This is a genomic window from Deinococcus sp. NW-56 (assembly GCF_002953415.1).
Classification (GTDB): domain Bacteria; phylum Deinococcota; class Deinococci; order Deinococcales; family Deinococcaceae; genus Deinococcus.
The window spans coordinates 567,272-578,623 of record NZ_CP026516.1 but is presented as its reverse complement, the minus strand read 5'-3'; the positions used below and the strand labels follow the sequence as shown (position 1 = coordinate 578,623).

The following is an 11,352-nucleotide window of genomic DNA, read 5'->3' as shown; positions in this document are numbered from 1 at the left end:
TGCGGCCTCAGGGGTGAGGTATCCCTGATAGCCTCCCGCTCGACATGAAGAGATTGACCTTCGCCGCTCTCGGCTCTGCCCTACTACTCGCCAGTTGTAACCAGGCTCAGACCCAGCCGCCTGTCACCGTTGACCCTGCGACGAGCGGCGTCATCACGTTCACTCTCAAGCCCGCCGCAGCCCCCCAGGGCCTGAGCGGCCAGGCCCTGCCTACGCCGACCAACGTTCGCGTTCTGGTGTCCAACCCTACGACGGGCTTTAAGGTCATCAAGGATGTCGCTGTCGGCACGGGGAGCGCTACCGTTGAGGCGCGTGTGCCTGCCCGTGACGGCTACAAGGTAGAAGCGTTTTCTTATCTGATCAAGAGCCAGTACGACAAGCGCGTGCTGAAAGATGGTCTAGCCGGGAACATTACAGTTGCTGCCGGACAGACCACGCAAATCAATATGACGTTGCAACCTATCGTTATGAGCATCAAGATTCCAACCACCGTCACGGCGGGCGAAAAGTTTACAGCGACCTATGACCAACCGCGGTCACTCCACCCTCAAGTCTACTTCCGACTCAGCGCAAAGCCCTTTATCAAGGATGAGGTTGTCGATATGAGTCTTTCAGGAGGAAGCTACAAAAGCTCATTTGAAATGAATGCCCCTGCTAGCGAAACGAACGCGACTATGTATATCCAAGCAATGCGCTGGATTGACGAGCGATTTGTGCAACCGGGCGAGTCGTACACCAACTTTTTGTACTACGCCCCCAGTGTCGATAACGGCGACGCACCAGTGACTGCCACCCTGACCGTCCCCGAGGGTGGCATCGGCATCGGCATCGGCTACTGAGCACTCCCTGATTCGTGGGCCATCCTTCGGGGTGGCCCGCCTTATTTTCCGCATATGTGAACATCGTGGGCGACCCCGCCCCCAGCGGTGCCAAAATACCCCCGATGCCCCCCCGTACCCCACGCCCCAAAGCCGAACAGACCACCGCCCAGCGCTTATCCAGCGTCATCAAGGCCGTGCGCGACATCATGCGGAAGGACAAGGGCCTGAGCGGTGATGCCGACCGCTTGCCGATGCTCACCTGGCTGATGTTCCTGAAGTTCCTCGATGACCTGGAACAGAACCACGAGGCCGAGGCCGAGTTCGGGGGCCGCCCTTACCGTCCCGTCATCGAGGCCCCCTACCGCTGGCGTGATTGGGCGCGGAGCAACCTCACGGGCGACGACCTCACGCAGTTCATCAGCTCCGAGAACTTCCGGCTCTCGGACGAGAACTCCATGCCGGGTCTTTTCCCCTACCTGCGGTCCCTTCAGGGCGAGGGCACCCGCGACCGCCGCACGGTCGTCGCCGAGATCTTCAGCGGCGTGCAGAACCGGATGCAGAGCGGGGTCCTACTCAAGGAAGTCGTGCAGAAGCTCGACACGCTGGACTTCACCTCCAGCGAGGAGAGCCACACCCTGGGGGCGCTGTACGAGGGCCTGCTCAAGGAGATGCGCGACGCCGCCGGGGACGCGGGCGAGTTCTACACCCCCCGACCTGTCGTCCGCCTGATCGTGAAGGCGCTGGACCCCCGCCTGGGCGAGAGCGTCCTCGACCCCGCGTGCGGCACGGGCGGCTTTCTGGTCGAGGCCTTCGAGCATCTGGAAGCCCAGGCGCAGTCCACCGAGGACCACGACATCCTCCAGAACCGCTCCATCTACGGTGGCGAGGCCAAGCCCCTTCCCTACCTGCTGGCGCAGATGAACCTGACCCTGCACGGCCTGGAAGCCCCGCAGATCGACCCCGGCAACAGCCTGCGCCACAACCTCACCAGCCTGGGGGACAGCGACCGGGTAGACGTGATCCTCGCCAACCCGCCCTTCGGCGGGGAGGAAGAACGGGGCATCCAGAACAACTTCCCCGCCGACAAGCGCACCTCGGAGACGGCGCTGCTGTTCATGCAATTGATCATGCGCCGCCTGCGCCGTCAGACCGCCACCCAGCAGGGCGGGCGTGCGGGCGTGGTCGTGCCCAACGGCTTCCTGTTCAGTGACGGCGTGGGGGCACGGGTCAAGCAGGAGTTGCTGGAAGACTTCACCCTGCACACCATCGTGCGGTTGCCCAACGGCATCTTCGCGCCCTACACCAGCATTCCCACGAACATCCTGTTCTTCGACCGGGGCGGCCCCACGGGGGAGGTCTGGTACTACGAGCACCCGCTGCCCGCCGGGAAGAAGAACTACTCCAAGACCCAGCCCGTGCAGTTCGAGGAGTTCGCGCCGCTGCTGGCGTGGTGGGGCAACCGCGAGGAGAACGAGCGGGCGTGGCGGGTGGATGCGAGCGCGATCAAGGCGAACAACTACAACCTGGACGTGAAGAACCCGAACGCGGCGCAGGACTTCGAGCACATGCCGCCCGAGCAGTTGCTGGCCGACATTCTGGGGAAGGAGCGGCGCATCCTGGCCTTGCTGGAGGAGTTGCAGGTCGAGCTGGGGCAGCAGGCCGGGAAGGAAGAAGTGGCCCATGCCTGAGTGGGAACGGGTGAAGTTGGGGGAGGTTGTCAGGCCGGTCCAAAGGACAATCAACGTCGAGCCTGGTCAGGCTTACCGAACGATTGGTGTGCGCTGGTGGGGTGGCGGGGCTTACGAACGGCAAACTATTGATGGTGCTCAGACTGCTGCCAAGACGCTCTCCTTAGTCCGCGAAGGCGACCTGATCATCAACAAAATCTGGGTACGGCATGGTTCGACGGCGATAGCAGGTGCAGACGTAGACGGCTGTGCGGCATCAAGCGAGTTTCCAACGTTCGAGGTTGACCGTGAACGGGTGTTGCCTGAATGGTTGCACTAGCTGACAAAAACTCAGGACTTTTGGGCGAGGTGCGATGCGCTTTCGCAGGGCACCAGTGGAAAGAACCGCATCAAACCTGCACAGTTTTTGACCATTGATATCCCCCTCCCGCCCCTGCCCGAGCAGCGGCGCATCGTCGCCCGCGTGAAGGGCCTGCTGGGGAAGGTGGAGGAGGCGCGGGGGCTGCGGGGGGAAGTTCGTAGAGACGTTGCCATGCTTGCCTGGGCCATTCACAACACCGAGCCAGTCGAGTACATCCCCATGAGTGATTTAGTGACGCTGAAGTCTCCAGCTCAGGAGTTGCACCTGCATAACGACGGGGAAGCGCTCCCAGCCGAGAAAATCTGGGAGTGTCTACGTCACAGATTCTGGGGGAGCGCGTCCGCATTCTGGCAGATGAGTTCCTGGCCGTTCCAACCACGTCCTACCAACAGCGCAGCCTGGAGGCTGCGCTGTCGATGTTCCTGGACACTGCCACCAAAACGGCGTTGCACCGCGCTGAGTTGGTCAGCAAAAGTGCGCTGAGCCGCCTCCTGAACGAGTACCCCTGGGATACGGCACAGGGTTGGGCCATCTTGCAGCGCGCCCAGTGGGACGCGCTGCTTGTCGCGGCCCGACGAAAACACCGCCCACTCCTGCGGCTGAGTGTCGACCTGACCAGCATCGAAAAAAAGGGCAGCACGCTGCCCTTCGTTCGCGTCTACAACGAGGTTCACGGCATCCATCTGGTCGTGTTGTTCGCCGAATACGGAGCGGTGAAGTTTCCCGTGGGGTACCGGGTCTACCGGGGCAAGGGGACAGCGACCCCAGTGACTCTGGCACGAGAACTTCTGCGAACCGTCCCAGACGCGATCCGTCGTCGATTCCGGATTCGCGTGTTAGCAGACAGCGGATTCGAATCCGCTGTCTTCCTGGATGAAGTCAGGCAGCTGGGCTTCGAGTTTGTGGTGGGCGTTCGGTCAACCCGGCGGACGATGCACCCAGGCGAGGTCACGGTGGCTGACTGTCCGCATGGAGGCTACATCGAATTGAAGAACTGGCCGCATGACCCGCTGGTGCTGGGTCGCGTCGACCGTGGAGACCGGGTGTTTCACGCGGTTTCTTCGGAACTGATGGAAGGCGACGAGGTGGTCGCCGAGGGGGCAAAGCGGTGGAGCGAGGAATCGTTCTTCAAGGAGGGCAAGCACCAGTTTGGTCTGGCGCAGTTCGCATTGCGAACTGCTGTGGGCCTGGATCGCTGGGTCCTGCTGGTGTTCCTGGCCTGGACACTGGCCATCCTGCACCGAGAGACCGGGATGACCCTGGAGGCGTGTGCTGCTCTGGCACTGATGACGGTCATGCCAGACGTTCATTTGAACCGCCTGCTCCTGACGTTCAGCAGAAACTCGGAATTTCTCCGCCAGCACGGCTATTCACTGCGCTATGCGAGGTGCAACTCCTGAGTCCAGACGTTCAGGTGCAGCCCACGGAGACTTATCACTTTGCGGGCGTTTACTCCTTCGGGCGCGGCGTCTTCGTGGGGCAGAGCAAGCTAGGGTCAGATTTCGCCTACCCGAAGTTAACCAGGCTAGAGGCAGGCAACTTTACATATCCGAAATTGATGGCGTGGGAGGGCGCTCTGGGCCTTGTGCCGCCCGAGTGCGATGGCCTGGTGGTCTCGACCGAGTTTCCTGTTTTCCGCGTGAACGAGAACGCCGTACTGCCGGAGGTGCTGGACGCCCACTTCAAAAACCCTGCGGTCTGGCCCCTGATTGCTGGGGAAAGCACAGGCACCAATGTCCGCCGCCGTCGGCTGAACCCGTCTGATTTCCTCGCATACCCGTTTCCACTGCCTACCCGCCAAACTCAGGACAAGATCGCTGCGACATGGCGTGCTGCGTCGGCCCTGGATGCCGATGAAACGGTTGCCTCTGAACTCGATGCCCTCCCCGCTTCCATCTTGGCGCGGGCGTTCGCGGGGGCACTATGACGGGCAGGGCGGCAGAGCCGAACCGGGTCAAGCAGGAGCGGTACGCACGGGCGCACGAGCGGCTGACGCTGGCGCTGGAACACGGCTTCTACATCGAGGCGGCGATGATCTGCGAGAGCATCCTCACCGACCGCCTGCACTCGCACCTGCACTGGCGGGTGGAGGGGACAGGCCTCTGCACACTGGAGGAAGTGGTGGAGCGGCTCGCGCAGAAGAGCGTGTTCAGGAAGAGTCCGCCGCAGATCAGCCTGACCAAACCCAGCTCCATGTTCGTGCTGATCATGGCGATGGGGCTGGACTTCGACGACCTGGGGCTGGACCGCCACCGCGACCTGCCGCAGCGCCTCAACCGTTGGCGCGAGGACCGCAACAAGATCACGCACAACATCACCTACACCCGGCCGGACCTGAAGTCCTACGACGAAGCCTTCGCGGAGTTCATGGCGACGGCCGAGGGCTGCGCCAAGGACGGCAAGTTGCTGGTGGGCTGCCTGACCGACTGGGACCGGGCGGTGCGGCGGCGACACGCAAGGGCCAGTCACGGGGTGTGATCCCGTCACCTGGCCCAACCCGCAGTGCGTCGCACCGGAGTTCAGGATTGCCCTATAGGGCAAAGTCTCGTTTTTCCGGCGCTGCACCGTCGAGCGAGAGTGCCCCATTGGGGCAAGTTGTCGTTTTTCCGGCATTCCACCGTGGATGGCCTGCGGGACCACTTTGCCCTATAGGGCAATATCGTCGTGGTCCGCGCCAGGGATGACGAATAGAGACGGGGCGCAGCAGCGAGACAAAAGGGCCGTAATGGGTTACCCGTTGTCCACCCTCCTACATAGCGGTCATCCAGGCCCTTCCCAACATGTCTTCCTGGGAGAGGGAGGCAGGGGGCCACCCGGTGCCTCCCTCTCCCATCTATAAACCGTAGTTCCATCTATCGCCCCGTCGATGAGCTGGGGGAGCGAAATGGGGAGGCGAGCTATAACCCGTAGTTCACCGCCTCCCCTTGCCCAGACCCATAGAACCCCAGAACTGAAGGCGTTCTTTGCCAGAGGGACCGCGGTCACGGGTTAGGTACTCCTCGCATGCCGCGACTTGCCCGCGCTCCAGGTCCTCCGAGGACCAAATTTGACGAGCCTTCTCATCCGGCGTGCAGCTCCAGGCGTCGGGAGGCTTGCTGAGATAGGCGGCGAGGCCGTAAATATCGGTCACAGCTTTTAATCCCTTGAGACCCCCACCGCTTCCCGCAGGAACGACCAGTTCCACATGGAATCCCCCGCCGCGCCCACGCTCCAGTTTCCAGACACAGGCCGTCTCGCCAACCGAGCGCATGTAGCGAGCGATTTCCAGGCGTGCAAGCCGCAGTGTGTCCTTGCTGTAGAGGGGAGAGTCCTTCAACTTGGAGAGCGTGAGCTTGCCCCACTCCATACCCTGGGGGGCGTGCGCCTGGAGCTCTTCCAGAGCGGTGAGCAGCCCGGAGTCCTTGGCCCGCTCCTTGCGGGCGTGCCGAGTGTCTTCCAGAGCATCCGGCCAGAACCCTTTGGCGGACACATGAGCGGCACTCAGGGGGAACGCGCCGCCGTAGTCCGGCAGTTGGATTCTCTTCTTGCGGCGCTTCTGCTGGGTGGCGGCTTGCTTGCCGCGCTCCAAGGCTGCTGCCAGCCTCTCCGGGTCGGGCTGCAACTCTGCTTCATTTGGTTCACCCAGTGTTGGGAAGGGGTCACCCCAGTGGTCGCGCCCCCAGCAGTCAGAGGAGGGCGAAGCATGTTCCGCCTCGTCGTCAAGAAAGGCTTGGAGGGCTATCAAACCATCGGTGCCGTCTCCAAAAGCCGCCGCGATCTCTTCCGCCAGGCGTTCCACACTGTCCGCCTGGGGGAGCAGGACACGCCTCAGATCATCCTCAATGGCCTGATCCAGCGCGAACTCGTCCAAGGCAGTCTGGTACCCGAGGTCGTGTGCCCGGTATTCGTAGATGATGTCCGTATCCACAGTTCATCCGATGCGTGCGGAGTCGAGGCCGCACGCATCGCTCCTTTCAGATGGACATGAGGCTCAGGACCGAGCGGGGCAGGCGCAGTAGTCGACCGACACGGACAGATTCCAGGCGACCCACCTTGATGGCTCGTCGGATGGTCTGGGGGGAGACGCCGAAATGGCGTGCAGCGTAGGCGACGGAGATGTAGCGGCTCTCGGTTGGCAGTTCCATGACGCCAACTTCGGCGGACGCATGGGCACGACAGACCACCAGGAAGCCAAGCGGTGCGAAATCACGTTGCCGTCACGACCGAGCTTCAGCAAACCACCCGGCAACACCTGTCGTGATGGTGGCGTGGTAAACCTCCGGCCATGACACTGGCCGACAATTCACTCTTCCAGTACCTCACTGCCCTTCCCATCAGCGCCGGGGCCATGCGGCTACTGGTGGCGCTGATCGCGGAGGGAGCACTGGATGAAGAGGTAGCGCTGTCGAACCTGAAACTCGGCCGAGCCTGCTTCTCGCACGAACCATCCGATCTCGGGGATCAGGCGCTGCGGAAGCGGGTGGGCAAGTTTGTCGAGGAGCTAGAAGAGGCCAAGGTCCTCCAGGTCACCAACGTGAAGGTGGGGAAGGGGCATGGCCCGAGCCGGTACCGGGTCATCCTGGACCCTGAGGCAGCTATCGAGCGGCAAGAGGTTCAGGAGGCACCCAAAACACCCGCTGTGGGTCAGCCGCCGCTCCCGCGGCCACAAATTACGACGGCGCTGGCGGAGATGCTGCGGCCCAAGCCCAAGCGCGTGGCACCGCCCCATCTCCGCCCCCCCAAACGGCAGGAGGATTAACTGGCCGCAGTGGCTTCACCGCCTGCTCGCTCGGGGAAGTGCAGCATGTCGATCAAGTCCTGAAGCGACGGCGGCAGGGCGCTGACGCTCAAGCCCGCTTCGAGAATCAGGCGCACCAGCTCGGAGCGTGGAACGCGGTGCTGGCGACCGATGGCGACAGCTCGCAGGGTTCCCCGGCGAATCATGCGGCGGATGGTGGTCTCGGAAACCCGCAGCAACTCCGCCAGCTCCCGCGGCTCGTAGAAGTAGGGAGTCACGCCGACCCACCCAGGGCAGAGGAACCTGCATGTTTTGATATGCCACGCCGATCAGGACGTGCAACCTCTGACTCAGAACCGGGAACAAAAAGATTCGCCCGGCGGTTGTCCAGCGGGTCGGCGTTTCTGTGCCGCACTTGCTGTCCCGACGGACAACCTGCGTACGCTGGCGTAATCCGGCGGGGGTCGCTGGAGTTATCCGGCACCTTCCGCTGGTCTAATCCGGCACCCTGCGCTGGTTGATTCCGGCACCCTCCGGTCGCGGACGAGACTCCCCTGGTCATCCTTGCAGGATGACCAGAAAGCGAGCGTCCATGCGAAAAATCAGGGAAGTCTTGCGGTTGAAACTGGAACTGAAGCTCAGTGACCGCCTCATTGGACAAAGCGTCCAACTCGCCCGCAGCACCGTGCAGGATTACGTCGCACGCGCTCAGCAAGCGGGGCTGAGCTGGCCTCTCCCCCAGAGCTGGACGATGTCCAGCTCGAAGTGCTGCTCTTTCGTACCCGTGAGCAGGCTGCCGTCAGTGTCACCCACCAGCCCGACTGGGCCGCCATTGACCGGGAACTGCGGCGCAAAGGCGTCACTCGTCAACTGCTGTGGGAAGAGTACCGTCGGCACCATCCGGACGGCTGGCAATACGCAACCTTCAACGAGAATTACCGGAAGTGGAAGGCCACAACGGGCCTGACCATGCGCCAGACCCACCGGGCAGGTGAGAAGCTCTTCGTCGACTACGCCGGACTGACGTTGCCCTTGACCGACCCGAGGAATGGGGTCGTCCAGGCTGGCCAGGTGTTCGTGGCCACCCTGGGTGCCAGCGACTACACCTACGCCGAAGTGACCCGAACCCAGGGCATTCACGATTGGATCGCGTCGCATGTCCGGGCGCTGGACTTCTTCGGTGGAGTGCCCGAGATCATCGTCCCGGACAACCTCAAGGCTGGCGTGACCCACGCCAGCCGCTACGAACCCGAGCTGAACCGCACCTATCAGGAATTCGCACAGCACTACGACGTCGCCGTCATCCCTGCCCGGGTCCGCAAACCCAAAGACAAGGCCCTGGTGGAAGTGCACGTGCAGATCGTGGAACGCCGCATTCTCGCCCCGCTGCGCGACCGGGTGTTCTTCAGCCTGTCCGAGGCGAACGAAGCGGTCTGGGAACTGCTGAACACCCTCAATGGGCAACCCTTTCAGAAGAGGCCAGGCAGTCGCCGCAGTGAGTTCGAAACCCTGGATCAACCCCTGCTGCGCCCCTTGCCCGCCCAGCCCTTCGAGGTGGCCGAGTGGAAGCACGCCACGGTCGGTCTGGACTACCACGTCGTCGTCCAGGGGCACGCGTACAGCGTGCCCCATCACCACGTCAAGACCCGGGTGGATCTGCGACTCACCGCGCGGTTGATCGAGATCTACCGTTCAGGCGTACGGATCGCGGTTCATCACCGGGTCCCCGACGCGCTGACGTCGGCCCGGCAACAGACCACGGTGCCGGACCACATGCCCGCCCACCACCGGTACTACCGAGAGGTGGGTCCGGACCAACTCCTGGGTCAGGCTCAGCAGATTGGGGAGGCCACGACGACCCTGGTGCGCGCCATCTTCGACGGAGATCAACATCCTGAACAGAGAAAGCGCGTCGTGACGGGTCTGCTTCGCCTGCACCGCGAGTACGGGGAGCGGCTGGAAGCGGCCTGTCGGCGGGCGTTGGCTCTGCAAGCGCACAGCTTGCAGAGCGTGAAATCCATCCTGAAGCACCGTCTGGACGAAGCGCCACTCCCCGATGCCCCCACCGCACTCCCTGTAGCCGACCACAGCAATCTGCGTGGTCCTGGGTACTTCGCAGAGATCGACGAACCGGGTGCCGAGCGCACCCTGAATTGAGGTTGACATGTTGCCCCATCCGGTGATTCAACAGTTGCGCGCCCTGAAGCTCGATGGCATGGCGCTCGCTTTGCAAGAACAACAGGAACAACCTGGTCTCCGCGAGCTGAGCTTCGAGGAACGACTCACCTTGCTGGTCGACCGTGAGCGGGCCTGCCGGGATACCCGGGGCTTGCAGCGCCGCCTGACGGCGGCGCGTTTGAAGGTCAATGCGAGCCTGGAAGAGGTGGATGTGAAACACCCGAGGGGGCTGGATGCCCGGTTGCTGCGTTCACTGGCCCAGGGTCAGTGGCTCGCCGAAAAAAGGGGGGTCATCATCACCGGCCCCACGGGCGTCGGGAAGACGTTCATCGGGTGTGCCCTGGCGCACCAGGCTTGCCGTCAGGGCTTCACGGCGTTGTATGCGCAAACCGGGCGACTGTTGCAGGAACTGACCCTGGCGAAAGGGGATGGACGGTATCTGAAGCTCCTGGCGAGCATCGCCAGGGTGAACGTCCTGATTCTGGATGACTGGGGGCTGGATGTGCCCACAGCGGAAGGTCGAAGGATTTTGCTGGAGATTCTGGATGACCGCTATGAACGGGCTTCGACGATCATTACCAGTCAGTTCCCGACCCCGGCCTGGCACGCGAATCTGGGAGATCCCACGCTGGCGGACGCGATCTTGGATCGCGTCCTGCATCACGCCTACCGGATCGAACTTCGGGGAGAAAGCCTCAGAAAGAAGAGCAGGAAGTTGACCCCGGAGACGGTCAGCCTTTCATAATGGGGACAGCTCGTCCGTTGGCTGGGAGGGTGCCGGATAACTCCATTCCTGGAGGCCGGATAACTCCAGCAGCGGGTGCCGGATTGGCCAGCATACGCAGACAACCCATGAGAACCCGGTGCATCAGGACGGTGCGGCCGTCCAGCCGGGTGACGGCATACAGACGCTCACGTCCACCCAGGTGCCAGCGGTGGTGGGACAGCCGGGTCACGTCCCCGGCATCAACGACAGCGTGGGCAACGACCTGATTGTTCCGACGGTCGGCGCGACCGTAGATGGGGATGTGCTGGGACGGCATACAGCAGTGTGCTGGCGTCCAGGGGCATATCCGGGCGGGGCGGGACGACAGAGCAAAGTTAATTTTCCCGTCGGCCCTCGTGGGCTTGTACGGCGTCCTCTCCCCTCCCCCAGCAGGTCAAGTCCATGGGCGTTCCTCCCCTCCCCCCCGGAGGTCAGGGCCGGGTGACGTCGGGCTGACTACACACTTTCATCCAGTTCAAGCAGGTCAGCGAAGTCCACCGGCTTGCCGGTGAGCTGCCGGAGCGCCGTCATTAGGGCCGCCAGGGTCGGAAAGTCCAGCCGGGTGATGGTGTCCTCCTGTCGCAGGAGTCGGTAGACGGTGTTGCGGGACAGAGTGGGGTGGACGGCAGCAGCGAGGGCAGCAGGCGTGATGCCAGCCTCTTGTAGGTAGGTGGAGAGGCGGAGGCGAATAAGGGCCATGAGAGTTCGTGCAGGATCATACGGCCTGCGCCACGTTCTTCCCCAGTCAACTTTGGCCTGCCCCGAGTCTCCCCCGTCATCCCTGTTGACCACTTTGTAACACTAGTGTTACACTCGGCACC

The 11,352-nt window shown here is 62.9% G+C and carries 12 protein-coding genes and 1 pseudogene; 9 read left to right on the top strand and 4 right to left on the bottom strand.

Going from position 1 to position 11,352, the window contains the following annotated elements:
- Positions 1 to 44 precede the first annotated feature (44 nt).
- The 6 genes from C3K08_RS17825 to C3K08_RS03040 all read left to right on the top strand — a co-directional run bounded on the left by C3K08_RS17825 (position 45) and on the right by C3K08_RS03040 (position 5,348).
- Positions 45 to 839 (top strand): hypothetical protein, encoded by a 795-nt coding sequence (locus tag C3K08_RS17825; RefSeq protein ID WP_158679831.1) that lies wholly within the window; start codon positions 45 to 47, stop codon positions 837 to 839.
- A 104-nt stretch (positions 840 to 943) separates the two neighbouring features.
- Entirely contained in the window at positions 944 to 2,509 is a 1,566-nt protein-coding gene (locus C3K08_RS03050; RefSeq protein ID WP_104989974.1) for a class I SAM-dependent DNA methyltransferase, read from the top strand.
- On the top strand, positions 2,502 to 2,828 hold the full coding sequence (locus C3K08_RS17820; protein WP_158679830.1) for a hypothetical protein: 327 nt from the start codon (positions 2,502 to 2,504) through the stop codon (positions 2,826 to 2,828). Before C3K08_RS03050 ends, C3K08_RS17820 begins: the two co-directional genes overlap by 8 nt.
- Before the next feature lie 350 nt (positions 2,829 to 3,178).
- Complete coding sequence (locus tag C3K08_RS03045) at positions 3,179 to 4,270, top strand: transposase (protein WP_102128614.1); 1,092 nt, start codon at positions 3,179 to 3,181, stop codon at positions 4,268 to 4,270.
- Positions 4,258 to 4,797 (top strand): restriction endonuclease subunit S, encoded by a 540-nt coding sequence (locus C3K08_RS17815; RefSeq protein ID WP_158679829.1) that lies wholly within the window; start codon positions 4,258 to 4,260, stop codon positions 4,795 to 4,797. The genes C3K08_RS03045 and C3K08_RS17815 overlap by 13 nt, the downstream gene beginning before the upstream one ends.
- Positions 4,794 to 5,348, top strand: a complete 555-nt coding sequence (locus C3K08_RS03040; protein WP_104989973.1) for a hypothetical protein — start codon at positions 4,794 to 4,796, stop codon at positions 5,346 to 5,348. Before C3K08_RS17815 ends, C3K08_RS03040 begins: the two co-directional genes overlap by 4 nt.
- A gap of 433 nt (positions 5,349 to 5,781) precedes the next feature.
- Here C3K08_RS03040 and C3K08_RS03035 read toward each other — a convergent pair whose 3' ends face one another.
- Entirely contained in the window at positions 5,782 to 6,777 is a 996-nt protein-coding gene (locus tag C3K08_RS03035; protein ID WP_104989972.1) for a hypothetical protein, read from the bottom strand.
- A gap of 46 nt (positions 6,778 to 6,823) precedes the next feature.
- Positions 6,824 to 6,994, bottom strand: a complete 171-nt coding sequence (locus C3K08_RS18880) for a helix-turn-helix domain-containing protein (protein WP_104989971.1) — start codon at positions 6,992 to 6,994, stop codon at positions 6,824 to 6,826.
- A 140-nt stretch (positions 6,995 to 7,134) separates the two neighbouring features.
- On the opposite strand from C3K08_RS18880, the gene C3K08_RS03025 reads away from it, so the two are divergent.
- The gene (locus C3K08_RS03025) at positions 7,135 to 7,608 is read left to right on the top strand and encodes a hypothetical protein (protein WP_104989970.1); all 474 of its coding nucleotides are present in this window, start codon (positions 7,135 to 7,137) and stop codon (positions 7,606 to 7,608) included.
- Here C3K08_RS03025 and C3K08_RS03020 read toward each other — a convergent pair.
- Positions 7,605 to 7,865 (bottom strand): helix-turn-helix domain-containing protein, encoded by a 261-nt coding sequence (locus C3K08_RS03020; protein ID WP_104989969.1) that lies wholly within the window; start codon positions 7,863 to 7,865, stop codon positions 7,605 to 7,607. The genes C3K08_RS03025 and C3K08_RS03020 overlap by 4 nt on opposite strands.
- Before the next feature lie 314 nt (positions 7,866 to 8,179).
- Here C3K08_RS03020 and istA point away from each other — a divergent pair.
- Together istA and istB are read left to right on the top strand one after the other, a co-directional pair.
- Positions 8,180 to 9,744 (top strand): annotated as a pseudogene (gene istA / locus C3K08_RS03015) (IS21 family transposase).
- Between the two features lie 7 nt (positions 9,745 to 9,751).
- Positions 9,752 to 10,510 (top strand): IS21-like element helper ATPase IstB, encoded by a 759-nt coding sequence (gene istB, locus C3K08_RS03010; protein ID WP_104989849.1) that lies wholly within the window; start codon positions 9,752 to 9,754, stop codon positions 10,508 to 10,510.
- Between the two features lie 477 nt (positions 10,511 to 10,987).
- Here the strand turns inward: istB and C3K08_RS03005 are convergent, their stop codons facing one another.
- Entirely contained in the window at positions 10,988 to 11,230 is a 243-nt protein-coding gene (locus C3K08_RS03005; RefSeq protein WP_104989968.1) for a helix-turn-helix transcriptional regulator, read from the bottom strand.
- Positions 11,231 to 11,352 lie beyond the last annotated feature (122 nt).

Bases quoted from the DNA above. Each gene is read 5' to 3' on its own strand.
- C3K08_RS17825 (WP_158679831.1), top strand. From the start codon at position 45: ATGAAGAGATTGACCTTCGCCGCTCTCGGCTCTGCCCTACTACTCGCC.
- C3K08_RS03050 (WP_104989974.1), top strand. From the start codon at position 944: ATGCCCCCCCGTACCCCACGCCCCAAAGCCGAACAGACCACCGCCCAG.
- C3K08_RS17820 (WP_158679830.1), top strand. From the start codon at position 2,502: ATGCCTGAGTGGGAACGGGTGAAGTTGGGGGAGGTTGTCAGGCCGGTC.
- C3K08_RS03040 (WP_104989973.1), top strand. From the start codon at position 4,794: ATGACGGGCAGGGCGGCAGAGCCGAACCGGGTCAAGCAGGAGCGGTAC.
- C3K08_RS18880 (WP_104989971.1), bottom strand. From the start codon at position 6,994: ATGGAACTGCCAACCGAGAGCCGCTACATCTCCGTCGCCTACGCTGCA.
- C3K08_RS03025 (WP_104989970.1), top strand. From the start codon at position 7,135: ATGACACTGGCCGACAATTCACTCTTCCAGTACCTCACTGCCCTTCCC.
- istB (WP_104989849.1), top strand. From the start codon at position 9,752: ATGTTGCCCCATCCGGTGATTCAACAGTTGCGCGCCCTGAAGCTCGAT.
- C3K08_RS03005 (WP_104989968.1), bottom strand. From the start codon at position 11,230: ATGGCCCTTATTCGCCTCCGCCTCTCCACCTACCTACAAGAGGCTGGC.